A 25,127-nucleotide genomic window follows, 5' to 3' on the forward strand; every position below is an offset into this window, starting at 1 on the left:
GCCGGTCGATTGCCCATACAACTAAGGATGGTCGTAGTGAAGCAGTTTCAACCTGGACAACCGCATCTTCGCAATACCCGCTCCGGATGGCCTCGCTGCCGGCAGCTACCCTGGGCGTACAGCCCGCTGGCCAGCGCCCTGGCCGGTTGCCTGGCCCTGGCCACTGGTGCCCAGGCGGCGCCCTATGTGGAAACCGGCAAGCTCGGCGACGCCGCCAGTTGGCGCAGCGCCGAATTCAAGGCCGACTGGGGCCTGGGGGCGATACATGCCGACAGTGCCTATGCCGCCGGCTACACCGGCCAGGGCATCAAGCTGGGGATCTTCGACCAGCCGGTGTATGCCCAGCACCCCGAGTTCGCCGGCAGCGACAAGGTCATCACCCTGGTGACCAGCGGCATCCGCCAGTACACCGATCCCTACATTCCGGTAAAGGCTGGAGACGCCTTCCGTTATGACGGCACGCCCTCGGTAGGCTCGGACGGCAAGCTCGGTTCCCACGGCACTCACGTGGGCGGTATCGCCGCCGGCAGCCGCGATGGCGGCGCCATGCATGGGGTGGCCTTCGACGCCCAGATCATCAGTGCCGAGAACGGCGACCCCGGCCCCGAGGACGGCATCATCCTGGGCAACGATGGGGCGGTGTACAAGGCCGGCTGGGACGGCCTGGTAGCCAGTGGCGCGCGGATCATCAACAACAGCTGGGGCATCGGCATCACCGACGCATTCGCCAAGGGCGGGCGCGATCCGGCGTTCCCGCACTTCGGCCTGAGTGACGCCCAGGCCCAGTTCAGCCAGATCCGGCCCTTGCTCGGCACCTTGCAAGGCGGTGCCTATGACGGTGCCATCAATGCGGCCCGCAGTGGCGTGCTGACCATCTTCGCCGCCGGCAACGACTACAACCTGAACAATCCGGACGCCATCGCCGGGCTGGGCTATTTCGTCCCGGAAATCGCCCCGCAGTGGCTGACAGTGGCGGCCTTGCAGCAGAACCCGGACACCAGCAGCGCAGAGCCTTACACCATCAGTACCTTTTCCTCACGCTGCGGCTACACCGCGAGCTTCTGTGTCTCGGCCCCGGGTACACGGATCTACAGCGCCGTGATCGGCGGCACCAGCCTGGAAGACATGACGGTCGGCTACGCCAACAAGAACGGCACCTCGATGGCCGCGCCCCATGCCGCCGGTGCGGCAGCGGTACTGATGGAACGCTTTCCCTACATGGATGCGGCGCAGATCGCCGGGGTGCTGCGCACCACCGCCCGGGACATGGGCGCGCCGGGCATCGACGAGCTGTATGGCTGGGGCATGATCGACCTGCAAAAGGGCATTCGCGGCCCGGGCATGCTGGTCACCGAGCAGGACATCCCCCAGGAACTGCGGATCGATGGCGCCTATGGCTCGTCCCAGTGGCTAGCCAACCTGCCGGGGGTGGGAGCGCTGCTGGACGCCGGCAAGCCCACCCAGCGGCGCTGTACCCAGTTCAACTGCGGCTTCGACATCTGGAGCAACGACATCAGCGGCCATGGCGGCCTGACCAAGGAGGGCATCGGCACCCTGGTGCTCAGCGGCAACAACAGCTACGCCGGCCCGACCCTGGTCAACCAGGGCCGCCTGGCGGTCAACGGCAGCCTGACGTCGGCGGTGACGGTGAACCAGGGCGCAACCCTCGGCGGCAATGGCCGGATCGGCGGGCTGACGGCCAACGCCGGGGCCACGGTAGCCCCAGGCAACTCCATCGGCACCCTGAACGTGGCCGGCGACGTGACCTTCCAGCCGGGCTCGACCTACGCCGTGGAGGTGTCGCCGACCGCCAGCGACCGGATCGTCAGCAGCGGCCAGGTGACCATTGCCGGGGCCAACCTGGCCATGGTCCTGGAGCCTTCGGGCACTGGCAGCGGCAGCGTGCTGGGGCGCCAGTTCGACATCCTCGATGCGGCGGGCGGGGTCCAGGGCAGCTTCGGCACGGTGTTGCCCAGCTACCTGTTCCTTGCCGGCAGCCTGGACTACTCGGCCACTGGTGTGCAGTTGGCGGTACAGCGCAGTGCACGCTCGTTCGCCAGTGTCGGCCTGACCGACAACCAGGTGGCGGTGGCGGCTGCCGCCGAGCAACTGGGGGCCGGCAGCCCGCTGTTCGAAAGCCTGCTGCTGGCGCCGACTGCCGCCAGTGCCCAGCAGGCCTTCCAGCAATTGTCCGGGGAGATCCACCCGGCGGTGGCCAGTGTCCTGATCAACCAGGGCCGTCACCTGCGCGACACCATGGGCGAGCGCCTGCGCCAGGACGCCGGGGCTGTCGGCAACGGCACCCAGAGCCTTGATGAAGGCGCCTGGTTCAAGGTCCTGGGCGCCTGGGGCAAGGCCGATGGCGGGCATTCCCAGGCCGGCTACAACACCTCCATCGGCGGCTTGCTGGCCGGGGTGGATGGTGAAGTGGGCGAGGGCCGGCGCCTGGGGCTGTTCGGTGGCTACAGCGACAGTTCCCTGAACATGGGCGACGGTACCCATTCCTCGGCCAAGGTCGACAGCTACCACCTGGGGGCCTATGTCGGCCAGCAACTGGATGCCGTGCGCCTGAGTGTGGGCGGTTCCTACAGCTGGCACCGCATCGACGTCAAGCGCGAGTTGCAGTTTGCCGGGGAATCCGAGCGGCTCAAGACCAAGCGTGACGCCCAGAGCGCCCAGCTGTTTACCGAGGCCGCCTGGAGCCTGGACCTGCAACCCCTGGCGCTTGAACCCTTCGCTAACCTGGCTTATGTCAATGTGGCCAGCGACAGCTTCAAGGAGAAGGGCGGCGACGCGGCCTTGAGGGGCGCGGCTGACCACCGCGAGGCCTGGCTCACGACCCTGGGCCTGCGCGCTGGCCAACGCCTGCAACTGAGCTCGACCCGAAGCCTGGAGCTGTCGGCTACCCTGGGTTGGCAGCACCACCTGAGCCCCACCGACGCCACGATGAACCTGGGGTTCGTCGAGGGCGGGCAGGGCTTCAAGGTGCAGAGCCTGTCCCTGGATCGCGACGCCGCGGTCATTGGCGCCCGGGCCGGCATGGCCGTGGGCCGAGGGACTCGGGTCAACCTGGATTACAACGGGTTGCTGGGGGCCCGGGACAAGAGTCATGGGGTCGGCTTGACCCTGGACTGGCAGTTCTGAAGGCCGGGTAGCCAGCAGTCCCCCGGCCCTTCACCGAGTTGCCCGAGTCCCGCCATGGGGCTTGGGCGGCATGCGTTTGCTCTGACAATTCCAACAACAGAAGAGGCAATACCATGGGTGTGTTTGACTACAAGAACTTCACTGCAAGTGACTCCAAAGCGCTGTTTTCCGATGCGCTGGCGATCACCCTGTACTCCTACCACAACATCGACAACGGCTTTGCCGAGGGCTACCAGCACAACGGCTTCGGCCTGGGCCTGCCGGCGACCCTGGTCACGGCGCTGATCGGCAGCGGCAATTCCCAGGGGGTAATCCCCGGCATTCCCTGGAACCCCGACTCCGAGAAGGCCGCGCTGGATGCCCTGCACCAGGCCGGCTGGTCCACCATCAGCGCCCAGCAACTGGGCTACGACGGCAAGGTCGATGGCCGGGGAACCTTCTTTGGCGAGAAGGCCGGCTACGGCACGGCCCAGGTGGAAATCCTCGGCAAGTACGATGCCCAGGGCCACCTGGAGTCCATCGGCATTGCCTTTCGCGGCACCAGCGGGCCACGGGAATCGGTGATCAGTGACACCATCGGTGATGTGATCAACGACCTGCTGGCGGCCCTGGGGCCCAAGGACTATGCGAAGAACTATGCCGGCGAGGCGTTCGGCAAGCTGCTGGGAGATGTGGCGGCTTTCGCCCAGGCCAATGGCCTGTCGGGCAAGGATGTCCTGGTCAGCGGCCACAGCCTGGGCGGGCTGGGGGTCAACAGCCTGGCGGACCTGAGCAGCGAGCGCTGGTCGGGGTTCTACAAGGACTCCAGCTACATCGCCTACGCCTCGCCGACCCAGAGCGCCAGCGACAAGGTGCTGAACATCGGCTATGAGAACGACCCGGTGTTCCGCGCCCTGGACGGCTCAACCTTCAACCTGTCGTCCCTCGGGGTGCATGACGCCCACCAGGACTCGGCGACCAACAACATCGTCAACTTCAACGACCATTACGCCTCGACCCTGTGGAATGTGCTGCCGTTCTCGATCCTCAACATTCCCACCTGGCTCTCCCACCTGCCCACCGGCTACGGCGACGGCCTGAGCCGGGTGCTGGAGTCGAAGTTCTACGACTTCACCAGCAAGGACTCCACCATCGTGGTAGCCAACCTGTCGGACCCGGCCCGGGCCAGTACCTGGGTCCAGGACCTCAACCGCAATGCCGAGACCCACAAGGGCAGCACCTTCATCATCGGCAGCGACGGCAACGACCTTATCCAGGGCGGCAGCGGCAACGACTACCTGGAAGGCCGTGCCGGCAACGATACGTTCCGCGACAGCGGCGGCTACAACATCATCCTCGGCGGCCAGGGCAGCAACACCCTGGACCTGCAGCAGTCGGTCAAGAACTACAGCTTTGCCAGCGACGGCGCCGGGACCCTGTACCTGCACGACGCCAATGGCGGTATCAGCATGACCCGCGACATTGGCGCGATCCAGAGCAAGGAGCCGGGCTTTCTCTGGGGCCTGTTCAAGGACGATGTGATCCACCAGGTCACCGACCAGGGCCTCAAGGCCGGCGGGCAGGTTACCCAGTACGCCTCGTCGGTCAGGGGCGATGCGGGCGACAATGTGCTCAAGGCCCATGCCGGCGGCGACTGGCTGTTCGGCCTGGACGGCAACGACCACCTGATCGGCGGCCAGGGCAATGACGTGTTCGTTGGCGGTGCCGGCAACGACCTGATGGAAGCCGGAGGCGGCAACAATACCTTTCTGTTCACCGGGCATTTCGGCCAGGACCGCATCCTCGGCTACCAGGGTGGCGACAAGCTGTTGTTCATGGGGGTGAGCGGCGTGCTGCCGGACCAGGACTATCGGGCTCATGCCAGCAGCAGTGGTAACGACACGGTGCTGACCTTCGGCCAGGACTCGGTGACCCTGGTGGGGGTCAGCCTGGAGCACCTCAACGGTTCCGGCATCGTTCTCGCCTGATGCCGGCGCGGCGCGAGGCCTGCAATGGGCCTCGCACCGTTCATTGCCGGGGGGGAAGTGACCTGCCAGTCGATTTGCGACTCCAATAGCGGTAAAGCTGAAACGTGTCAGCTCGTTAGTACAGGCAGGCATTCACGCTACGGCAATGACAGGAGAGTTTTGACGGTGAGTAACAGCAAGAGGTATGCGAGCGGTGTGGTGCTGGCCCTGTGGGTGGTCATGGCATCCGCCGAGGAATTGCCTCACAGCTCGATTTTGAAGCGCTATGGGGTGACCCCGGACCAGTTGCCGGCCGGCCAGCCGGCGCCTGAAGTGAAGGAGGAGCCGGCCCCGAGCCGCTTCCATGTGCAACCCGAACAACCCTGGGCCCAGGTGCGTCTGGGGGACGACAAGAGGCCGGATACCACCGGCAACATCAGCATCGACAACGCCGAGGCCCGGGAGCGCGAGCGTTGCCAGCAGGTGCGTAACGAATTGTCCAGGCGCGGCAAGCCCCTGGGGATTTTCTGCGAGCCAGGGCAGGGGCCCTTTCCCTGGTCGCACTGACTTCAACCGCAGCGGATCATTTTTCCTGGCGGACGGTGGCCACATCGTCCGCCTTGACCCGGATGGTCTTGCCGGAAATGTCCTGGAATTCATAGAAGCCGTCGGCGGTCTTGGTCTTGGGCTGGTCCCGGGTCAGGTATTGGGTGCCGTTCTGCAGGGTCACCACAGTGGGCGAGGCGCAACCGGCCAAGGCCATGGCGCCGCAAGCGGCCAGAAACAATCCCAGGTTCTTCATTTTCATACAGACCTCTCATCAATGATGCGTACGCGCATTGGCGCCGGACACTATAGCCATGGGCCCTTGGTGTAGTGAAGACGACGAAAGTTCGCCAGGGAATTGTAAAAAACTTCGCTGTGCCATTTATCCAATAGTGTTTGCCAGACCCGGTCGCCGGCTGTTATCTGTATGCATAACCAGTATCCGATCAGCCGTGGCGCTTGCGTTCAGTGACTTCCAATCCCCTCGAAAACCCCCTCTATTACCTGCACAACTTCCGCCAGGTATTGAACTGGCTGCAGCTGCGCTATGCCGATGTGCTGAGCGCCGATGAACAGCGCTTCATCCTTGATTTCGCGCAACTGGCCGAGCCTTCCCAGGCCTTGCTGGTGCGCATGGTGATGCGCAAGGGCCGGCACTTTCGCCTGAGCAAGCTCAGCTACCCGGAGATCGGCGACAGCGCCGTGGCCCTGGAGCCGTTGCTGGCGCTGGGCTGGGTCGATGAGCAGGCGCCGCTCTGCCTGGAAGAGCTGTTCGGCCTGCTGCAAAAGGCCGAGATCCTGCAGTGCTTCACCGGGCTTGCGGCCAAGGCCAGGAAAGACCAGTGGCTGGAAGAGCTGACCCAGCAGGGCCTGGCGCCCCAGGCATTCGCCCAGTGGTGCCCGGCGCTGCCCGACCGGCTACTGAGCCTGACGCTGATGCCGCTGTGCGATCGCCTGCGCCTGATGTTCTTTGGCAACCTGTATCAGGACTGGTCGGAATTCGTCCTCGCGGACCTGGGCATCTACAGCTACGAGAAGGTCGAGATCAGTGCCGATGCCCGTGGCCTGCGCAGCCGCGAAGACGTGGACGGCTTCCTCTATCTGCATGAGTGCCAGGAAGCGTTCGAGGCCGGTGCCGAATTGCCCGAGGTGCTGGCGCACATTGCCCGCTTCCAGACCCTCAACCCCTGGCTGGAAAAACGCCGGGCCAAGCTGCTGTTTCAGCTCGGCCAGCAGTGCGAGCGCCTGGCGCAGTGGGCGCTGGCCCGGCAGATCTACCAGGAGTGCGCCTACCCGGGCGCGCGATCGCGATTGATCCGGGTGCTGGAGCGCAGCGCCCAATACCAGGCCGCCCTGGCGCTGGCCGAGCAGGCCGCTGCCGCGCCCGAGAGCGCCGCCGAGGCCCAGCATCTGCTGCGGATCATGCCCCGGCTGCGGCGCAAGCTGGGCGGGCCGCCGGCGCCCCGGGCGGCCAACCGCGAGGTGCAGCGCCTGGACCTGTGCCTGGCGCGTGACGCCGACGGCCTGGCGGTGGAACTGCATGTCCAGGCCCATCTGCACCAGCCCCAGGCGCCGGTGCACTACGTGGAGAACAGCCTGATCAATTCGCTGTTCGGCCTGCTGTGCTGGCCGGCGATCTTTGCCCCCTTGCCCGGTGCGTTTTTCCACCCGTTCCAGCGTGGGCCGGTGGACCTGTTCAGCGAAGACTTCTATCAGCGGCGCAGCGAACTGTTCCAGGCCTGCCTGGCAGAACTCGACGATGGCCGTTACCGGCAGAGCATCCGCCAGCGCTTCGTGGCCAAGTGGGGGTTGCAGTCGCCCTTCGTGTTCTGGGGTGCGCTCAGCGAAGAGTTGCTCGATCAGGCCCTCGACTGCCTGCCCGCTGAGCACCTGAAGCACTGGTTCCAGCGTCTGCTGCTGGACATCAAGGCCAACCGCGCCGGCATGCCGGATCTGATCCAGTTCTGGCCCGAGCAGAAGCGCTACCGGATGATCGAGGTCAAGGGCCCGGGGGATCGCTTGCAGGACAACCAGCTGCGCTGGCTGGATTTCTGCCAGGAACACCGGATGCCGGTGGCGGTGTGCTACGTGCAGTGGCAGGACTCCAGCGCGTGAGTTATCGCATCGCGGTGCGCGCCCTGTGCGAATTCAGCGCCAAGGTCGGCGATCTGGACCTGCGCTTCACCCCATCGCCCACGGCGCTGGAGGGCATTGCCGGGCACCGTACCGTGGCTTCGCGACGCAATCCCGGCTACCAGAGTGAAGTGGCCCTGGAGGGGCAATACGCCGAGCTGCTGGTCAAGGGCAGGGCGGACGGCTACGACCCGGCGCAGAACCTGCTGGAGGAGATCAAGACCTACCGTGGCGACCTTGAGCGCATGCCCGACAACCATCGGCAATTGCACTGGGCCCAGGCCAAGGTCTATGGCTGGCTGCTGTGCCAGCGCCTGCAACTGCCGAGCATCCGTGTCTCGCTGGTGTATTTCGATGTGCTCAGCGAAGGCGAAACCGCGCTGGTGCAAGAGCACAGCGCCGAGGCGCTGGAAGAGTTCTTCAATCGCCAGTGCGCGCTGTTCCTGCACTGGGCGCAACAGCAAATGCACCATCGCGCGACCCGGGACCAGGCCACCCGGGACCTGCGCTTTCCCCACGCCGAGTTTCGTCGCGGCCAGCGCCCGCTCGCCGAGTCGGTGTACAAGGCGGTGAGCACCGGGCGCTGCCTGCTGGCCCAGGCCCCCACCGGCATCGGCAAGACCCTGGGCACGATCTTTCCCATGCTCAAGGCCATGGCTGCGCAGCAGTTGGACACACTGCTGTTTCTCACCGCCAAGACCCCGGGCCGACAACTGGCCCTGGATGCCGCCCGGGTGCTGTTCTCCGGGGTGCCGGGGTTGGCGTTGCGGGTGCTGGAGCTGGTGGCCCGGGACAAGGCCTGCGAACACCTGGACAAGGCCTGTCACGGTGAGTCCTGCCCGTTGGCCAAGGGCTTTTACGACCGCCTGCCGGCGGCACGCCAGGCCGCCAGCCTGGTGCCATTGCTGGATCGTCAGGCGCTGCGCGAGGTGGCCCTGGAGCATCAGGTCTGCCCCTACTACCTGAGCCAGGAAATGGCTCGCTGGAGTGACCTGGTGGTGGCCGACTACAACTACTACTTCGACTTCAGCGCCTTGCTCTTCGGCCTGGCCCAGGCCAACCAGTGGCAGGTGGCGGTGCTGGTGGACGAGGCCCACAACCTGGTGGAGCGCGGGCGTGGCATGTACAGCGCGAGCCTGGACCAGCAGCAATTGGCCAGCGTGCGCAGCAGCGCGCCCCAGGCCTTGAAGAGCCCGTTGCAGCGGCTCAATCGCGAGTGGAATGCCTTGCACAAGGAGCAGGTGGTCGAGTATCAGGCCTATGCCCAGCTACCTGCCGCGCTGCTCAAGGCCCTGGCCCTGTGCGTAGCGGCCCTGGGGGACTATTTCAACGAACAGCCCCGGGGCCTGGACAGCGGTTTGCAGGGCCTGTATTTCGACCTGCTGCAGTTTGCCCGGGTGGCGGAGCTGTTCGATGAGCAGCAGTTCATCTTCGACATCAGCAAGCGCGCCCTGGGCGCCAAGCGCAGCCTGTCGCGCCTGAGCCTGCGCAATGTGGTGCCGGCGGCGCTGCTGGGGCCACGCTTGGCGGCGGCCCGCAGTACGGTGCTGTTCTCCGCCACCCTCACTCCCCGGGGTTACTACGCTGACCTGCTGGGGCTGCCGGACAACACCGTGTGGCTGGATGTGGAATCGCCGTTCGACGCCGGGCAGTTGGAGGTGCAGATTATCAGCCGCATTTCTACCCGCTATGCCCACCGGCAGGCTTCCCTGGCGCCGATTGTCGAGCTGATGGCCCGGCAGTTCGCGGCGCGCCCGGGCAACTACCTGGCGTTCTTCAGTAGCTTCGACTACCTGCAACAGGTGGCCGGGTTACTGGCGCGCGAGCACCCGGACATTGTGCTCTGGTGCCAGTCCCGAGGCATGGACGAGGCTTCGCGCCAGGACTTTCTCCAGCAGTTTCGTCCAGAGGGGCAGGGTATCGGTTTTGCCGTACTCGGCGGTGCTTTCGGCGAGGGTATCGACCTGCCGGGGTCGAAACTCATCGGGGCCTTTGTCGCGACCCTCGGCTTGCCCCAACTCAACCCGCTGAACGAGCAGATGAAGCAGCGCATGGCGGCGCTGTTCGGCTCCGGCTATGACTACACCTACCTGTACCCGGGCCTGCAGAAAGTGGTGCAGGCGGCAGGGCGGGTGATCCGTGGCCAGTCCGACCGTGGGGTGCTGATGCTGATCGATGATCGCTTTGCCGAACCCAGGGTCCGCCAGCTGCTGCCGAGCTGGTGGGCCCTGGATGCGCCGCCGGCTGGCGGCTAGGGGGCAGGAGGGTTGCGCCGGTTCAGGCCTGGCGAGCGCGGACAAAGCGGCGCAGGGTCTGGCCCGGGCCCGTGTGGAAATGGCTTGGCCGGGGTTGGCCGGCATCGGCGGCGATGAATACGAACTCATCGTCGCTCAGCTGGTAGCTGGCCGGCAGCGCCTGGCCGGCGTCCGCGCCCATGGAGTCGGTCCAGGTGATCGACTTTGGATGGGTGCTGCTGTCGAGGGTAAAGGTGCCGGCCAGCAGCAGTTCACCGGCCGGGGTCACCACGCGAAAATCCTGCCCTTCGATAAAGGTCAGGGCGCCGGGGGCGCTGTGTTCGTCCGGTGGGTTGAGCACGCCGCTGTCTTCCATCGCGATCTGTTCCCAGGCCCCTTGCAAGCGTTGCAGCTCCAGCAGGTCGGCGGCTTCGGGTGAAATCAAATCCATTTTCAGGCAGTTCCTTGGGCTGGAAATCAGTTGAATATATTGCGGCCAATGCAGTAGGTCAGGAGATCCTGGTCGCTCTGCACCTCCAGTTTACGCATGGCGGAGATCTTCTGCGCGCTGATGGTCTTGGCGCTGCGGTTCTGGCTGCGGGCGATCTCGCTGACACTCTTGCCGGAAACGAACAGGCGCAGAATCTCGAATTCCTTGGGCGACAGGGTGGAGATGCGCTCGTCGATGGCGACATTGGATTCCAGCACCGAATTGGGGGCCGGCTCCAGGCTGCGATACACGGCTTTCTGGGCAATGGCCTTGAGGGCGACCTGGATTTCCTCGTGCAACTGGCTCTTCTGGATCACCCCGACCACGCCCAACTCCCGCAGGCGGGTGAGGATCAACTGATTGGAAATCATGGTCAGGATCAGGACCTGCACGTGCGGGAAGTTGCGCTTGAGGTATTCCACCAGCTTCAGGCCATCACCGTAGGGCGAGTCCCCGGGCATGTTGTAGTCGGTGATGACCACATCCACCTGGCAGCTTTCCAGCTTCTGGATCAGGCCTTGGGAAGACAGGGTTTCGCCGACGATCTCAAAGCGATCATCACGCTCCATCAGCTCACGCACACCGAGCAACACGATAGGGTGATCGTCAGCGATGACTACTTTCAGTTTTTCCATGGCAAACACACCCTTGCAATACGCAAATTAGTAAAGGAGCTAGGGACCGTCGGTACATTAAACCCAGCAGGTCATTATTCAAGGGGCAACAGGAGTCTGGACAAGCGTTGCATCAGTTGCCTGGCCTGGGCTTGCAAATCCGCAGTCAGAGCACCTTCCAGCAATCGGCACTCCAGTTCGGCGCACGCCTTGGCCAGTGGGGCTGCCTGCACCGCCCCCATGGCGCCGGCGATGCTGTGCAGCCGCGCGGCGGCGATCTTGCCGGCGCCGCTGTCCAGCGCCTCGGCCAGCCGCCGCAGATCCTCGTGCATGGTACTGAGAAACAGCGGGCGCATTTTCTCGGTGACTTGAATCCGGTCGCCTTGCGCTGTGTCGGGGGGAGGCCGGGACGGTGCGGCCGGCGGAATGCTGGGCGGTGCGGTCGCGGTGCCGGTCGGGCACAACTTCGACAGATGCCCCCGTAGGGTCTGCAGGTTCATGGGTTTGACTATCCAGGTGTTCATGCCGGCGGTGAGGCAGCGGATGCCTTCCTCGCGCAATGCGTTGGCGGTGACGCCGATGATCGGCAGTTGCGGGTCACGGCGACGCAGCTCCCGCGCCAACTCGTAGCCGTTCATGAGTGGCATATTGAGGTCGGTGATCACGATGTCGAAGCGCTGTGGCTGCCAGTGTTCCAGGGCCTGCCTGCCATTGGCCGACAGGGTCACCTGGCAGCCCAGGGCCTGCAGTTGTTCCTTGATGATTGCCTGGTTGATCGGGCTATGTTTGGCCACCAGGATGCGCAGGTTCAGTTGGCCCATGCGGCCGGCTCTCTGCTGCGTCTGACACAGGGGCAGGCCCTGGTGGGCCAGCACCGCGGCCTGGGCGATGGCGCGAATATCATGGGCGTCGACTTGCCAGGAGGTGGCCTGCGGCAGGCGACCACTACGGCCCCCGGAGACGGCACTGACGCATGGGCCAGGCCAGGAGGCCAGGCCATCCCGGGGCAGCATGTCGATGAGCACGCCAGTCTGCGGCTCGTCGTTCCAGCCGAGGGGGGCTGGATAGGCCGGCACTCCCAGGCGGCCGAGCCAGTCACAGGTGTTTTTCAGCAACTCCGGCACCGGAGCCCTGACATACACTGGCGCACCTTCGGGCCATGGCAGCAATGGCGGCAGCCCTCCTGGCAGGCAGCGCAGCGTCAGGCGCAAAGAGAAACTACTGCCCAGCCCCGGCTCGCTGGTCACCTGCATCTGCCCACCCATCATCTGGCACAGGCGCTCGCAGATCGCCAGCCCGAGGCCGGCCCCGGCTTCGTTGGAGGCGTCGCGTACCTGGAAGAAGGGGACGAACAGCTGGGGTTGCTGCTGGGCTGAAATGCCGATCCCGGTATCGGTGACCTGCCATTCGATACGGGCTTGCTGGTCGCGCAATTCCAGCACCCGGACCCGCAACACCACTCGGCCGCTGTCGGTGAACTTGATCGCATTACTCAGCAGGTTGTTGAGAATCTGGCTGATTCGCGCGGCGTCCCCCAGCAACAGGTCCGGCAGGTTGGGGTCGATGCAGGCATAGAGCAGCAGGCCGCGCCGCTGGGCAGAGCCAGCGTGGGCGTGCAAGACATCCTCCAGCATGTCCAGCGGGCAGAACTCCAGCGGATCGATGCTCATCTGCCCGGCCTCGATCCTGGAGACGTCGAGCACGTCGCTGATCAACTGGAACAGGGTGCTGGAGGAGCGCTGGATGGTCTGCAGGTAGTCGCTCTGGCGGCTGTCCAGGCGGGTCAGGCCGAGCAGTTCCAGGGTGCCGAGCACGCCGTACAACGGGGTGCGGATTTCATGGCTCATGGTGGCCAGGAACAGGGTCTTGGCGGCATTGGCGGCGTCCGCCGAGCGCCTGGCCCGGTCCAGCGCCTTGGCATCTTCCACATGCCGGGTGACATCGTTAAAGGCACACACCAGCACATCCTGGCGTTGGTAGCGGGTCGAGACGAACTCTACCTGCAGGTAGCGCCCGTCGATGTCGAGGCTGGTTTCGCCGCCGTCGATCAGGCTGCGGTCCTGGGCCAGCCGAGACAGCAGTTGCGCCGTGCCTTGCCATTGCTCGGCCTGACGGTTCTGCAGGATTACCTGGAGGTTGTCGCGGCTCACCACGCATAGCCCCGAGGGAAGGGTGTCGATGACCACACGGTTGAAGTCTTCGCTTTCATTGAGGCATTGCTGCGCCCGTTGTGCCGGGACCACCACCTTGTTGCGGTACCAGCGGCTGGTGGCCCAGCCGCAGGCGATGCTGCCTACCCCGAGGGCCAGCAGGCTCAGCATGGCCCACAGCGCGTAGTCGAGGTAGTTCCTGTAGCTGATTGCATAGAGCCCGGTCCACAGCTGCGGAGTCTGGCTGGTCACCTTGACGATCATCCCCTGGATGCCGAAGTTGAGGCCTTCACCCAGCACGTCGGCAGGCGCCGGGTCGCCGGTGAGGGCGGTGCCGGAAGGCTCGATGAGGGTGAAGTCGTCGTAGATCGACCAGTGTCTGGTGTGCTCAAGGTGATTGAGGTCATCCAGGCTCAGCAGTGACGCGACCACGCTCCAGTCGTTGCCTCCCTGAACATCCAGCGGTGCAGCCGGCTCATGCAGGTTGGTGTACGCCAGGAACCTGGTCGGTGGAGCTTCCGACGCGGGCGGCCTGTACTGTTGCCAATGGATCTGGTGGTCGGCAAAGCCGTCGCTCTTCACGAACTGCTGGTGCAGCACCTGGTTTGCCACCTTGGTGTCGGGCGTGGTGTTTTCCCCGGGGTGGCTGATGTCGAAATGGCCGAAGGTGTTGAACACAAAGGTTCGCGGAGCGACATGGTGCGAGCCTGACCAGAAGGCGCTGTAGAAGCTCGACAGTTGTAGCTCCAGGGCGAACATCCTGGGCAGCTCGCCAGCCGCCGGCTGTTGGGGGCACAAGCTCGGGCTGAAGGGCGTTGCGAAGGGGGATTGCTGGCCTGCGGTGGGCGGGAAGGCTTGCAGGTTCAGGTGATGAGGGGCGTGGAGGCTCAGGGCGTCGATCGAATAGCGCGCGGCCAGGCGTTTGAGAAACAGTTCCTGCTCCTGGATGTTCTCCATCAGTTGGGCGAAATGTAAGCGCACGTTGCTGTTATGTTCATCGAACAGACGCTCGAGGGTCCAGTACAAGGTGGCGAACAGCAGCAGCGCCAGGCCCAACAGTATGCCCATGTTCAATCGAGGCAAGCTGCGAGCCAGGTTCTGCAGCAAGGTGCTGCTTTCTTTCATCACTGATTTCCCAAACACATATAAGGGCCCTGCCGAGATTCCTATCTCTGGGGCAGGACCGTCAGCGATGAGTGACTGTTGCGCGGGCAGGCAATGGGTTCATCGGTTAATACACCGTGGCCGGCCCGTCTTGGGCCAGCAGTTGCTGAAACTGTTGCGAGGAGACCGCATGGGAAATCAGGAAGCCCTGCACCTGGGTGCAGTCGATCTTGCGCAACAGAGCCAGTTCGTGAGCGCTTTCCACGCCTTCGGCGACGACCGTCAGGCCCAGTTGCCGGCCCAGGGCGATGATGCAGGTCAGGGCCTGGGCTATTTCTTCATTGTTGTGGCAGCCCTGGACCAGCCCTCGGTCGATCTTCAATTCGGTGAAGGGTGTCGACACCAGGTTCATGTAGGAGCTGTAGCCCTTGCCGAAGTCGTCCTGGGACAGGCCGAAGCCCTTGATGCGCAGGCGGCAGGCTCCGGCGTAGAAGTTGCTGATGTGCTCCGGGGTCGAACATTCCATGAGTTCGAAGCAGATCCTGGCCGGCACACCGTTGTGCTGGATCACGAAGTCGTACAGGCGGTCGGCCAGGTCGGCGCTGTTGAGCAGGTGGGTCGGCAGGTTGATGGACACCGGGATGTCATAGCCGTCTTCGCGCCAGTGCACCTGGGCTTCCAAGGCCTGTTCCAGGATCAGCCACAGCAGATCTTCTTCGAGGCGGGCCACGGTGAGTGCCGGCAGGAAGTCGCAAGGCAGGAGCATGCCGTGTTGTGGGTGGATCCAGCGCACCAGGGCTTCGGCGGCGGCGATGCGACCGTTGTTCAAGGCTTTCTTGGGTTGGAACCAGGCCTGGATCTGCCCGTTGCGCAGGGCTTCACGCAGGGTCTCTGGGCTGCATTCGACCCCGATCTGTGGGGGGCTGCTGTCATTGGCGAGCCCTGGCAACTGAGCGGTGAGTGCACGCAGTGCAGCCAGGTTCACGGGTTTGGAAATCAACCCGATGACCTTCAGCCCCAGGTTGCGGGCCACCAGGCTGGCGCCCATCAGCATGCGCCGGGATGACGCACTCATGATGGCCAGGGCCGGGCGCACGCGATGGGTGGCCAGGCTCTGGATAAACTGCACGCCATCCATGCCGGGCATCAGCAGGTCTGTCAGTACCAGGTCGAAGTGCCGCTGCTTGAGGCGTTCCAGGGCTTCTTTGCCGCTGCTTGCCACCTCCAGCTGGTAGGGTCCCAGCTCGTTGAACAAGTGTTGCAGGTACATGTACTGAAACGGCTGATCTTCGACGATCAAAATGCTACAGGACTTCATGGGGGGCTCTTTCATAGGGCGCCAGATAGTTGAACAACGCTCTTAATGCAAAGGGCTTCACCAGGCAGTGGTTCATCCCGGCTGCAAGACAGAGCTCTTCTTCTCCGCGCATTGCATTGGCCGTTGCCCCGATGATGGGGATCGAACAGCCTTGACGCCGAAGCTCCTGGGCCAGTTCATAACCGTTGAGTTTCGGCATGTTCACATCGGTCAGCACAACGTTGAAACGACCGGCCTTCCAGATGCAGAGGGCCTCTTCACCGTTCGAGGCCAGCTCCACGCTGCACCCCAGTTCTTCCAGTTGATCCTTGAGGATCAACTGGTTGATCACGTTGTCTTCGGCCACCAGGACATGCAGGCTGAGCTTTTTCAGCTCGCGGTGATCGGAGTGATCCTCGCTCTGGGCCACCCAGACCCCCTGGGCCTGGCTGACGGCCTGATGGATCGCCCGCAGGTTGTTGGTGTTGATCTGCCAACTGCCGCCGTCGATCCGCGGTTCGTTATGGCCATCGCCGCTGGCGAGCACCAGGGGGCCCTGCCAGTCGGGTTCCAGGCGCTGCTCCACGCTGCCGGGGTGTAGTTCGATCAGTACATTGCCCCGGGCCCGGTCGGACGGGCTCGGCAGGCTGAACTGGGCCCGGGCACCCCAGCGGCGCAGCCAGCCCGCCACCGATTCGGCCAGCTCACGCACCGGGGACACCACATAGACCATCTCCGGCAGCAATGGGCTTATCAGCGGGGTGTCGCCCTGCACTGCCGAGGCCTCCAGCGGCAGAGTCAGGGTGAAGCTGCTGCCCAGGCCGAGCTCGCTGACCATGCGGATATTGCCGTTCATCAATTGGGTCAGGCGCTGGCAGATCGGCAAGCCCAGGCCGGTGCCGGCGATCACGTTGGTGTTGCCTTCGGTCTGGTAGAAGGGCTCGAAGATCAGTGTCTGGTCGTCCTGGGCAATGCCCCGGCCGGTGTCGGAAACCTGCCAGAGGATGTTGCTGCGCTCGCCATCGCGGCTTTCGGTGCGGACCCGCAGGACAATGCGCCCGGTATCGGTGAACTTGACCGCGTTGTTCAGCAGGTTGCTGAGGATCTGGCGGATCCGGGTGACATCGCCGAGCAGGATCTCCGGCAACTGCGGGTCGACACAGGCATAGAACTGCAGGCCCTTGGCCTGGGCGGCCGCCGCGTAGCCCTGGATGATCTCGTGCACCAGATCCAGGGAGGAGAATTCGCTGAGCTCCAGGGCCAGTTGCCCGGCTTCGATCTTGGACACGTCGAGCACGTCGCAGATCAACTGCAGCAGCGTACCGGAAGAGCCTTCTATGGCTTGCAGGTAATCCTTCTGCTGGTTGTCCAGCTGGGTCCGCGACAGCAGCTCCAGGGTGCCGAGCACGCCATACAGTGGCGTGCGGATCTCGTGGCTCATGGTGGCCAGGAACAGGGTCTTGGCTTCATTGGCGGTATCGGCCAGGCGCTTGGCTTCTTCCAGCGCCGCCTCGATCTGCTTGCGAGCGCTGATATCGCTGAAGGCGCAGAACAGCACGTCCTCACCGTTGTAGCGAGTGGGGGCGGAGCTGAGGTACAGATGGCGCCCGTCGGCGGTTTCAAAGTAGTCCGAGCTGTTGGGGCGGGCCGGGTCGAAGGCCTGCTCGATCCACCCGGAACACAGCTGGTCGCGTTCGCTGCCGTTGCCCAGCCATTGCTGGGACAGGGTGTTTTCCAGCACCACCCGGCCATCGCTGCGGCGCAATACACAGAGTGCCACCGGGGCGATCTGGATCACGTCGCGGCTGAAGGCCTCGCTTTCGACCAGGGCCTGGATCCGGTGCAGGGCGGGGGCGATCAGGCGCACTTCGACCCAGTGGGTCAGCAGGCCGATCAGAGCCATGCCGGTCAGGCTGATGAGCAGCGCCGCCAGCAACTGCGGCCAGAGGCTCTTGAGCAGGTTCTGCAGGTCGAAGGAGTACACCAGCTGCCAGTCGGTGGCCCCCAGCTGCTTGCGGATCACCAGATGGTCGGGCCACCAGCGGCCGCCGAGAAAGCCGAAGAAACTGCCGCCCTGGATCTGCTGCACTTCGGCGCTCAGCTGGGCGCTGGGCACGCTGCTGAAGATCAGCCCGCCCTGGGAATTGAACATCATGAAATCCCCGGCGCTCTGGTCGCTGAGGGCGGCGGAGACGCTCTTGCCGTCCATCTCCAGGCCGAGCCAGCCGGAGTGGGTGAAGCGTTCGTCGAGGCGCGTGAAGATGTACAGATGGGCGCCCGCCGCGGAGTTGTCCATCAGCCAAAGTTCTACGCCGACAGGGATCTGCTCAGGCTTCAGAGCGATCAGCTTGTCCAGCAACCCGCCGGGCAGATCGCTGGTTTGCGGCCGGGTGCTGAACAGGCGTTGCACCTGCAGATCGCGGGTGCCGGGAATGTAGAGCAGGTTCAGTTGCTTGTTTCGCAGGTAGTTGCGCATGCGCAGGGTTAGCCAGATTCCCCACTGGTTGCCTTGCGGTCCACCCAGTTGCAGGTACGTCTCTTCTTGGGAGACGCCGCTGGCGCTCGGGGGGCTGATGTGTTTCCCAGGGTTGTAGACCGCCGCCAGGCTCAGGCTTTCCAACAAGGCCGAGCGGCTGGTGAAGAATGCCTGGGCCTCGGCAATGGCGCTGCTCATGTAGCTTTGCCGTTGTGAGAGTTCGTTGTGCAGGCTGGAGCGAAGAAAGTTGTAGACCGCGCCGAACAGGCCGACCAGAAAAATCAGCGCCACGACACGAAGCAGCCGGCGGGCTGCTTCAGGACTGGAAAATAGGGGATTGATCTGATGCAGGTAGCTTTTTAATCTCATGCGCCAACTGTAATTGGGGGCATGCCAAGCAGGGATCAGACAATTCTTAAATCGCCGGGTACACAGTAGGTTTGTGGCACTTACAGTGTTCAGGCACTTCCTTATCCGTCGAACCTCGCAACTTTCCTCGCCTGTTCATTTTTTCAATGACTATCGTGCAGCCTTCGCGGTTTGAAAAATGCTCGTTGCGTCGGTGTTGTGCCTAGACCATTTCCAGGCGCTGCTTGCGCCGTGGCGGAGCAAACACCTGATCCAGGGCCTGCAGGTCCTCGTCGGGCAATTGCAATTGGCCGGCCTGGGCATTCTGACGGATGTGTGCCGGGCGCACCGCCTTGGGAATCACCAGCACGCCGTCCTGGCGCAGCAGCCAGGCCAGTGCCACCTGGGCCGCGGTGACCCCATGGCGCTGGGCGACCTGCAGCAGCACCGGTTCGGCCAGCAAGGCGCCACCCTGGCCGATCGGGCAATAGGCCATGAGCGGCATCCGCCGTTGCTGGCAGGCGGGCAGCAGGTCGAACTCGATACCCCGGGACTCCAGGTTGTACAGCACCTGGTTGGTAGCGCAGGCCGGGGAGTCGAGTTCGTCCAGGTCGGCCACATCGAAGTTGGAGACTCCCCAGCGGCGGATCTTGCCGGCTTCGCGCAGGCGCTCCAGGGCGTCCACGGTTTCCGCCAAGGGATACTGGCCGCGCCAGTGCAGCAGGTACAGGTCGATGAAGTCGCTGCCCAGGCGTTTCAGGCTGCGCTCGCAGGCCAGGGGCAGGCCTTTGCGACTGGCGTTGTGGGGGTAGACCTTGCTCACCAGGAACACCTGGTCGCGGCGCCCGGCAATGGCCTGGCCGACCACTTCCTCGGCGCCTCCTTCGCCGTACATCTCCGCGGTGTCGATCAGGGTCATGCCCAGGTCGATGCCGGTGCGCAGGGCCGCGACTTCCTGATTCCGCAGGTGGCGGTCCTCGCCCATCCGCCAAGTGCCCTGGCCAATCACCGGAACCTGCGTGTCTGCCAGCATCAACGTGCGCATGCTTACCTCCTGGTATCTGTCGAGAGTGATCAGTGCAGGGCACAGGGAAGCAAAGCCGGCGGGCAGGGTCAAGGCTGCGCGAGGGCGGGAGGCTGGATCTTTCATATTCAAAAAAGAAATAACTATCTAATTATTTATTCCTTTTAAGGCTTTTGCCAAAGGCGCATGTTTAGCCCCAGCCGCTCAACTCCTGAGCCCGGTGCCAGCAAAGGACTTTTCAGCATGACCATTCAAGCGATCAACGTACGCAACCAGTTCAAGGGCGTGATCAAGGAGATCCACGAAGGCCAGGTGGTTTCGGAAATCGACGTGCAGACCGCCTCGGGCATTGTCACTTCGGTGATCACCACCCGCTCGGTGCGCGACCTGGAACTCAAGGTCGGCAGCGAAGTGATCGCCTTCGTCAAGTCCACCGAAGTCTCCATCGCCAAGCTCTGAGCCGCACCTGCGGACATCGTCCATTCACAGGGGAGTGAAGCATGCCGCACTCGCTGGATATCACCGCGCTGCCGGTCCTGGACCTGAGCCAATTGCAGGGCCACCCGGAGCAGCGTCGGATCTTTCTCGACGGCTTGCGCCAGGCGGCGCGGGACGTGGGTTTCTTCTACCTGACCGGGCACGGAGTCGACAGTGGCCTGCTGCGCCGGGTGCAGGACCAGGCGCGGGCGTTCTTTGCCTTGCCCGAGGCCGACAAGGCGGCCGTGGGCATGATCCACTCGCCGCACTTTCGCGGCTATAACCAGGCGGCTTCGGAGATCACCCGGGGCCAGCCGGACCTGCGGGAACAGTTCGACCTGGGGGCCGAGCGCCAGGCCTTGCCCCTGGATCCCCACAGCCCGCCCTGGACCCGATTGCAGGGCCCCAACCAATGGCCGGCGCAACTGCCGGCGTTCAAGCCCGTGCTGCTGGAGTGGCAGCAGGCAATGACCGGCATGTCCCTGCGCCTGTTGCGCGGCTTTGCCCAGGCATTGTCACTGCCGGAACAGGCCTTCGATGGGCTGTACGGCGAACGGCCCAACGAGCACATCAAGCTGATCCGCTACCCTGGCCGCGCGCCGGGGCAGAGCAACCAGGGCGTGGGAGCCCACAAGGATTCCGGGTTCCTCAGCTTTCTGCTGCAGGACCAGCAGGCCGGCCTGCAGGTGGAAGTAGAGGAGGGCCGCTGGATCGACGCGCCGCCCCGGGACAACACCCTGGTGGTGAACATCGGTGAGCTGCTGGAACTGGCCACCCACGGCTACCTGCGCGCCACCGTGCACCGGGTGCAGTCGCCGCCCGCGGATCGCCAGCGGCTGTCCATCGCGTTTTTCCTCGGTGCCCAACTCGATGCCCGGGTGCCGCTGTATCCCTTGCCCGAAGCCTTGTTGCGCGAAGCCCGGGGCCCGGCCAGCGATCCCGAAAACCCGCTGTTTCGCGAAGTGGGCTGGAACTACCTCAAGGGCCGCCTGCGTTCGCATCCGGACGTGGCCCGGCGTTTCTACCCCGATGCCCTGGTGCCCAAGGCACTGAGTGCCTGACCTTCATCCGCTGCTCAAGGACACTGCCATGCTGAAGAACACCGTCTTGACCCTGGCGTTGCTGGCCAGCCTGGGGGCGGCCCTGCCGACCACTGCGGCGCAGCCGTTGCGGGTAGCCGCCGACCCGGTGCCCCATGCCGAGATCCTCGCCTACGTACAAAAACTCGACCCGCAATTGCAGCTCAAGATCATCGAGATTCCCAATGGCGTGAACTCCAACGAACTGCTGGCCCACGGCGATGTGGACGCCAACTACTTCCAGCACCTGCCGTACCTCAAGTCTCAGGAACAGGCCCTGGGCCAGCCCTTCGCCGTGGCTGCCAGCGTGCACATCGAGCCCCTGGGGATCTATTCCAAGCGTCACCAGCGCTTCGAGCAGTTGCCCCAGGGCGCCAGCGTCGCGGTGCCCAACAATGTCACCAACCTCAGCCGCGCGCTGTACCTGTTGCAGAGCTACCAGTTGATCCGCCTCAAGCCCGGTTTCACCGACCCGGCCCGGGATCAGGCGACCCCCAGGGACATCGCCGACAACCCGAAACAGCTGAAGATCCTGGAGATCGAATCGCCGCAGATCCCCCGGGCCCTGGACGACGTAGACCTGGCGGTGATCAATGGCAACTACGCCCTGGAGGCCGGGCTGGTGCCGGCCAAGGATGCCCTGGGCCTGGAAAAGGCCGAGCACAATCCCTACGCCAACATCCTGGTGACCACCCCCAAGCTGCAGGATGACCCGCGCATCCGTCAGTTGGCCAAGGACCTCAACTCGCCGGAAGTAGCGGCGTTCATTACCCGCACCTACTCGGGCTCGGTGATTCCCGTCACGGACCGCCAGCCATGATCGAGGTCCAGCAGCTTTGCAAGGTCTACGGCGAAGGCCAGCCCGCGGCACTGGATCGGGTTTCGCTGACGGTTCCCGACAGGGCGGTGTACGGCATTCTCGGGCGCAGCGGCGCCGGCAAGTCGACCCTGTTGCGCTGCCTGAACCTGCTGGAGCGGCCCAGCAGCGGGCGCATCCTGATGGACGGCCAGGACCTTGGCGCCTTGTCCGCGAGCGAGCTGCGCCGGCAGCGCCAGGGCATCGGCATGATCTTCCAGGGCTTCAACCTGCTGCATTCGCGCACGGTTGAGGACAACGTCGCGGTGCCTCTGGAAATTGCCGGCCTGGGCAAAAGCCAGCGCCGCGCGCGGGTTCTGGAACTGCTGGAACTGGTGGGTCTTGGCGACAAGGCCCAGGCCTATCCTTCGCAACTGTCCGGTGGCCAGAAGCAGCGGGTGGGCATCGCCCGTGCCCTGGCCGCCGGGCCGCGTTACCTGCTGTCGGATGAGGCCACCAGCGCTCTGGACCCGGAAACCACGGCGTCGATCCTGCAACTGCTGGCGCAGATCAACCGCGAGCTGGGGCTGACCATTGTGCTGATCACCCACGAGCTGGAAGTGGTCAAGGCCATTTGCAGCCACGCCGCGTCCCTGGCGGGCGGCCGGCTGATGGAGAGCGGGGCGGTGGCCGAGCTGCTGAGCAACCCGCAGTCGGCCCTGGGCCGGGCGCTATTGCCGGGCTACAACCTGCCGTTCAACGGCAGCCAGCCCCAGGCCGAACTGACCTTTTTCGACAACCAGCGCGCGGCGCCGCTGCTGGAACAACTGAGCCGCCAGCAGGCGCTGGAGCTCAAGGTCCTGGCCGGTGGTGTCGAAGCGGTAGGCGGCCGGCGGGTAGGGCGCCTGCGCATCGCCGCCGCCCCCGCCGACGCCGGCAAATTCCAACAACTGCTGACGGCCCTGGCCCAGCGAGGAATTCGGAGTGAACGCCTGTGAACCGCAGCCTCGATTGGCAGGAACTGGCGCAGCTGCTGCTGACTGCCACGGGTGAAACCCTGTACATGGTGCTGTTGGCCTCGCTGTTCACCCTGTTGATCGGCCTGCCCCTGGGGGTGCTGCTGTTCATCAGCCGCAAGGGCGGCCTGTACCCCATGCCAAGGCTCAACCGGCTGTTGGGCGGGCTGGTCAATCTGGGGCGCTCGCTGCCCTTCGTGGTGCTGCTGATTGCGCTGATCCCCCTGACCCGGCTGGTGGTGGGCACCACCCTGGGCAGCACTGCGGCGGTGGTGCCCATCACCATCGGCGCCTTTCCGTTTTTTGCGCGAATCGTCGAGAACGCCCTGGATGAAGTGGACCGCGGTCGGGTCGAGGCGATCCTGGCCATGGGCGGGCACATCGGCCATGTGATCTTCAAGGCCTTGCTGCCGGAGGCCTTGCCGGCCCTGCTGGCAGGGCTGACCCTGACCCTGGTGATGCTGATCGGTTTTTCCTCCATGGCCGGCGTCATCGGCGGTGGCGGCCTGGGGGACCTGGCGATCCGCTACGGCTATCAGCGGTTCAACAACCAGATCATGGTGGCCACGGTGCTGGTCCTGGTGCTGCTGGTACAGGGGGTACAGAGCTGCGGCGACCGCCTGGTGCGGGCCCTGGCCCATCGCCGCTAAGTACATTCGGGGCGCGTTTCAGCGCCCTTCGTGTTGCTTGCGATAGGCCCCGGGCTGCAGGCCCACGGCCTTGGTGAAGGCCCGGGTGAAGGCGGCGATCGACTGATAGCCCACGGCGGCGCCCACTTGCTCCACTGTCTGGTTGGCCTTGAGCAACTGGCAGGCGTGGCGCATGCGCAAGGCCAGCAGTACCTGCCCCGGGGATTGCCCGGCCAGTTCATTGAACCGCTTGAAGAACGCCGAGCGCGAAAGCCCGGTCAGGGCCGCCATGCTTTCCAGGGGCCAGGCTTCTCCGGGGCGCTGGATCAACTGCTCCAGCAGCGGTGCAAACCCCGGGTGGCGGGCCAGGGCCACCAGGCCGCCGAGGTCCTGGTTGGCGTTGACCTGTTGGCGCAGCACATACAAAAACAGCAGATGGCTCAGGCGTTCCAGCAGCGCCGAGGAGGGCGCCGGGGTGCGCTGGCATTCTTCGAGAATCAGCTGGAACAGCGCCCGGGCTGCGCTCAGGGACGGGTCGCCGGCCCTCAGGATGAGCCAGCCCGGCAGGCTGTCGATGATCAGCGAGGACAGCCCGGGCTTGAAATGGAAAAAGCCGCAGACCAGCCCCACCCCGTCCTGGGCTCCAGGCTCCAGGGGCGCCATGGGCGTGCGCGGCAGTTGCAGCGCCGCTTCAGCCTGCTGGGCACTGGACAGCCGGTAGCCCAGGTCCTGCAGCAGGAATACCGCGTCCCCGGCATCCAGGCGCAGGGCCTGGGGCGCGCCGTCGATATGCAGCCAGCAATGGCCCTGGACGATCAGGTGGAAACTGGCCCGGGCCAGGCCCTGGGTGCTGGCGTGCCAGCCTCCGCAGTAGCGTCCGACGTGAAAGAGGCTGGCATCGAGTTCCAGGCCTTCTAATAACCAATCAACCAGTGGGCTTGACGAAATCATCTAAGGGAAACACTCAGAAGCAAGTAATCGCTACTTTAGAATATGGATCGGAATTCTTATAACCAACAGACTTGACGCACACCTACACAGCAGGAGTCCACTCCATGTCCCGCGTCACTCTACACACCTTGCACACGGCTCCAGAAGCCGCCCGGCCCTTTCTTGAGAACGCGCTGAAGAACTCGGGCTTTATCCCCAATCTGCTGGGCATCCTGGCCAATGCCCCGGCGGCCCTGGAAACCTACGTCACGGTGTCCGCCCTCAACGGCAAGGCCGAGTTGAGCCTGGCGGAGCGTGAAGTGGTGCAATTGGTGGCCGCCACCACCCATGGCTGCGATTTCTGTGTCGCAGGTCATACCTCGGTGGCCCTGAACAAGGCCAAACTTGCGGACCCGGTGGTCAGCGCCCTGCGCGAGCAGAGCACCTTGCCCGAAGCCCGGCTGGAAGCCCTGGCGGCATTTGCCCGGGAAGTGATCGCCACCCGGGGCAAGGTCAGCGACGCCGGCTATGCCCAGTTCAAGGCGGCAGGATACAGCGAAGGCAATGCCCTGGAAGTGATCCTGGGCATCAGCCTGGCCACCCTGTGCAACTTCGCCAACGTGTTCGCCGGCACTGAACTGAACCCCGAGCTGGCCAAGTATCGCTGGTCAGTGCAAGGTCAATGAGCCAGGGC

19 protein-coding genes are annotated in these 25,127 nt (G+C 64.5%); 11 read left to right on the plus strand and 8 right to left on the minus strand.

Features of this window, described 5'->3' with window-relative positions; translation table 11 throughout:
* The first annotated feature begins 27 nt into the window (after positions 1–27).
* The 3 genes from ABCR88_RS15090 to ABCR88_RS15100 all read left to right on the plus strand — a co-directional run bounded on the left by ABCR88_RS15090 (position 28) and on the right by ABCR88_RS15100 (position 5,657).
* On the plus strand, positions 28–3,144 hold the full coding sequence (locus tag ABCR88_RS15090; RefSeq protein WP_350404785.1) for an autotransporter domain-containing protein: 3,117 nt from the start codon (positions 28–30) through the stop codon (positions 3,142–3,144).
* 113 nt (positions 3,145–3,257) lie between these two features.
* Positions 3,258–5,111 (plus strand): polyurethanase, encoded by a 1,854-nt coding sequence (locus ABCR88_RS15095; RefSeq protein WP_350404787.1) that lies wholly within the window; start codon positions 3,258–3,260, stop codon positions 5,109–5,111.
* 165 nt (positions 5,112–5,276) lie between these two features.
* On the plus strand, positions 5,277–5,657 hold the full coding sequence (locus ABCR88_RS15100) for a hypothetical protein (protein WP_041118378.1): 381 nt from the start codon (positions 5,277–5,279) through the stop codon (positions 5,655–5,657).
* A gap of 16 nt (positions 5,658–5,673) precedes the next feature.
* On the opposite strand, the gene ABCR88_RS15105 is transcribed toward ABCR88_RS15100, so the two are convergent.
* A complete protein-coding gene (locus ABCR88_RS15105; RefSeq protein WP_041118376.1) occupies positions 5,674–5,898 on the minus strand; it encodes a YgdI/YgdR family lipoprotein in 225 nt (74 codons plus the stop codon).
* A 206-nt stretch (positions 5,899–6,104) separates the two neighbouring features.
* On the opposite strand from ABCR88_RS15105, the gene ABCR88_RS15110 reads away from it, so the two are divergent.
* A complete protein-coding gene (locus tag ABCR88_RS15110; protein WP_350404789.1) occupies positions 6,105–7,751 on the plus strand; it encodes a VRR-NUC domain-containing protein in 1,647 nt (548 codons plus the stop codon).
* The gene (locus tag ABCR88_RS15115) at positions 7,748–10,024 is read left to right on the plus strand and encodes an ATP-dependent DNA helicase (RefSeq protein ID WP_350404790.1); all 2,277 of its coding nucleotides are present in this window, start codon (positions 7,748–7,750) and stop codon (positions 10,022–10,024) included. The genes ABCR88_RS15110 and ABCR88_RS15115 overlap by 4 nt, the downstream gene beginning before the upstream one ends.
* A gap of 22 nt (positions 10,025–10,046) precedes the next feature.
* Here the strand turns inward: ABCR88_RS15115 and ABCR88_RS15120 are convergent, their stop codons facing one another.
* The 6 genes from ABCR88_RS15120 to ABCR88_RS15145 all read right to left on the minus strand — a co-directional run bounded on the left by ABCR88_RS15120 (position 10,047) and on the right by ABCR88_RS15145 (position 19,527).
* On the minus strand, positions 10,047–10,454 hold the full coding sequence (locus tag ABCR88_RS15120; RefSeq protein WP_350022736.1) for a TIGR03067 domain-containing protein: 408 nt from the start codon (positions 10,452–10,454) through the stop codon (positions 10,047–10,049).
* Between the two features lie 26 nt (positions 10,455–10,480).
* Positions 10,481–11,128 carry a response regulator gene (locus ABCR88_RS15125; protein ID WP_015635748.1) on the minus strand — a complete coding sequence of 216 codons (648 nt, stop codon included), beginning with the start codon at positions 11,126–11,128 and terminating at the stop codon, positions 10,481–10,483.
* Positions 11,129–11,202: 74 nt separating this feature from the next.
* On the minus strand, positions 11,203–14,382 hold the full coding sequence (locus ABCR88_RS15130; RefSeq protein WP_350404791.1) for an ATP-binding protein: 3,180 nt from the start codon (positions 14,380–14,382) through the stop codon (positions 11,203–11,205).
* A 106-nt stretch (positions 14,383–14,488) separates the two neighbouring features.
* The gene (locus ABCR88_RS15135; RefSeq protein ID WP_337153095.1) at positions 14,489–15,679 is read right to left on the minus strand and encodes an EAL domain-containing response regulator; all 1,191 of its coding nucleotides are present in this window, start codon (positions 15,677–15,679) and stop codon (positions 14,489–14,491) included.
* Positions 15,666–18,503: an ATP-binding protein gene (locus ABCR88_RS15140; protein ID WP_041118364.1), complete on the minus strand. Its 2,838-nt coding sequence runs from the start codon at positions 18,501–18,503 to the stop codon at positions 15,666–15,668. The genes ABCR88_RS15135 and ABCR88_RS15140 overlap by 14 nt, the downstream gene beginning before the upstream one ends.
* Before the next feature lie 202 nt (positions 18,504–18,705).
* Positions 18,706–19,527 (minus strand): aldo/keto reductase, encoded by an 822-nt coding sequence (locus tag ABCR88_RS15145; RefSeq protein WP_123473437.1) that lies wholly within the window; start codon positions 19,525–19,527, stop codon positions 18,706–18,708.
* 222 nt (positions 19,528–19,749) lie between these two features.
* Here ABCR88_RS15145 and ABCR88_RS15150 point away from each other — a divergent pair, with 222 nt between their 5' ends.
* From ABCR88_RS15150 to ABCR88_RS15170, 5 genes are read left to right on the plus strand one after another with little or no spacing between them, the layout of a single operon-like run.
* Positions 19,750–19,965 (plus strand): TOBE domain-containing protein, encoded by a 216-nt coding sequence (locus ABCR88_RS15150; protein WP_011061476.1) that lies wholly within the window; start codon positions 19,750–19,752, stop codon positions 19,963–19,965.
* Between the two features lie 41 nt (positions 19,966–20,006).
* On the plus strand, positions 20,007–21,044 hold the full coding sequence (locus tag ABCR88_RS15155) for an isopenicillin N synthase family oxygenase (RefSeq protein ID WP_350404794.1): 1,038 nt from the start codon (positions 20,007–20,009) through the stop codon (positions 21,042–21,044).
* Positions 21,045–21,072: 28 nt separating this feature from the next.
* Positions 21,073–21,882: a MetQ/NlpA family ABC transporter substrate-binding protein gene (locus ABCR88_RS15160; protein ID WP_011061474.1), complete on the plus strand. Its 810-nt coding sequence runs from the start codon at positions 21,073–21,075 to the stop codon at positions 21,880–21,882.
* On the plus strand, positions 21,879–22,856 hold the full coding sequence (locus ABCR88_RS15165; protein WP_350404796.1) for a methionine ABC transporter ATP-binding protein: 978 nt from the start codon (positions 21,879–21,881) through the stop codon (positions 22,854–22,856). Before ABCR88_RS15160 ends, ABCR88_RS15165 begins: the two co-directional genes overlap by 4 nt.
* Positions 22,853–23,524 carry a methionine ABC transporter permease gene (locus ABCR88_RS15170; protein ID WP_015635740.1) on the plus strand — a complete coding sequence of 224 codons (672 nt, stop codon included), beginning with the start codon at positions 22,853–22,855 and terminating at the stop codon, positions 23,522–23,524. The genes ABCR88_RS15165 and ABCR88_RS15170 overlap by 4 nt, the downstream gene beginning before the upstream one ends.
* 18 nt (positions 23,525–23,542) lie before the next feature.
* On the opposite strand, the gene ABCR88_RS15175 is transcribed toward ABCR88_RS15170, so the two are convergent.
* A complete protein-coding gene (locus ABCR88_RS15175; RefSeq protein ID WP_350022731.1) occupies positions 23,543–24,454 on the minus strand; it encodes an AraC family transcriptional regulator in 912 nt (303 codons plus the stop codon).
* Between the two features lie 104 nt (positions 24,455–24,558).
* Here ABCR88_RS15175 and ABCR88_RS15180 point away from each other — a divergent pair, with 104 nt between their 5' ends.
* The gene (locus tag ABCR88_RS15180; RefSeq protein ID WP_015635738.1) at positions 24,559–25,119 is read left to right on the plus strand and encodes a carboxymuconolactone decarboxylase family protein; all 561 of its coding nucleotides are present in this window, start codon (positions 24,559–24,561) and stop codon (positions 25,117–25,119) included.
* Positions 25,120–25,127 lie beyond the last annotated feature (8 nt).

Origin of the sequence: Pseudomonas sp. W17 (genome assembly GCF_040268305.1) — a bacterium.
Classification (GTDB): Bacteria; Pseudomonadota; Gammaproteobacteria; order Pseudomonadales; family Pseudomonadaceae; genus Aquipseudomonas; species Aquipseudomonas protegens.

Excerpts from the sequence above, each read along its gene's own strand:
- ABCR88_RS15175 (WP_350022731.1), bottom strand. The coding sequence starts at position 24,454 with ATGATTTCGTCAAGCCCACTGGTTGATTGGTTATTAGAAGGCCTGGAA.
- ABCR88_RS15105 (WP_041118376.1), bottom strand. The coding sequence starts at position 5,898 with ATGAAAATGAAGAACCTGGGATTGTTTCTGGCCGCTTGCGGCGCCATG.
- ABCR88_RS15145 (WP_123473437.1), bottom strand. The coding sequence starts at position 19,527 with ATGCGCACGTTGATGCTGGCAGACACGCAGGTTCCGGTGATTGGCCAG.
- ABCR88_RS15160 (WP_011061474.1), top strand. The coding sequence starts at position 21,073 with ATGCTGAAGAACACCGTCTTGACCCTGGCGTTGCTGGCCAGCCTGGGG.
- ABCR88_RS15130 (WP_350404791.1), bottom strand. The coding sequence starts at position 14,382 with ATGAAAGAAAGCAGCACCTTGCTGCAGAACCTGGCTCGCAGCTTGCCT.
- ABCR88_RS15155 (WP_350404794.1), top strand. The coding sequence starts at position 20,007 with ATGCCGCACTCGCTGGATATCACCGCGCTGCCGGTCCTGGACCTGAGC.
- ABCR88_RS15125 (WP_015635748.1), bottom strand. The coding sequence starts at position 11,128 with ATGGAAAAACTGAAAGTAGTCATCGCTGACGATCACCCTATCGTGTTG.
- ABCR88_RS15135 (WP_337153095.1), bottom strand. The coding sequence starts at position 15,679 with ATGAAGTCCTGTAGCATTTTGATCGTCGAAGATCAGCCGTTTCAGTAC.
- ABCR88_RS15180 (WP_015635738.1), top strand. The coding sequence starts at position 24,559 with ATGTCCCGCGTCACTCTACACACCTTGCACACGGCTCCAGAAGCCGCC.
- ABCR88_RS15095 (WP_350404787.1), top strand. The coding sequence starts at position 3,258 with ATGGGTGTGTTTGACTACAAGAACTTCACTGCAAGTGACTCCAAAGCG.
- ABCR88_RS15090 (WP_350404785.1), top strand. The coding sequence starts at position 28 with ATGGTCGTAGTGAAGCAGTTTCAACCTGGACAACCGCATCTTCGCAAT.
- ABCR88_RS15165 (WP_350404796.1), top strand. The coding sequence starts at position 21,879 with ATGATCGAGGTCCAGCAGCTTTGCAAGGTCTACGGCGAAGGCCAGCCC.
- ABCR88_RS15140 (WP_041118364.1), bottom strand. The coding sequence starts at position 18,503 with ATGAGATTAAAAAGCTACCTGCATCAGATCAATCCCCTATTTTCCAGT.
- ABCR88_RS15150 (WP_011061476.1), top strand. The coding sequence starts at position 19,750 with ATGACCATTCAAGCGATCAACGTACGCAACCAGTTCAAGGGCGTGATC.
- ABCR88_RS15120 (WP_350022736.1), bottom strand. The coding sequence starts at position 10,454 with ATGGATTTGATTTCACCCGAAGCCGCCGACCTGCTGGAGCTGCAACGC.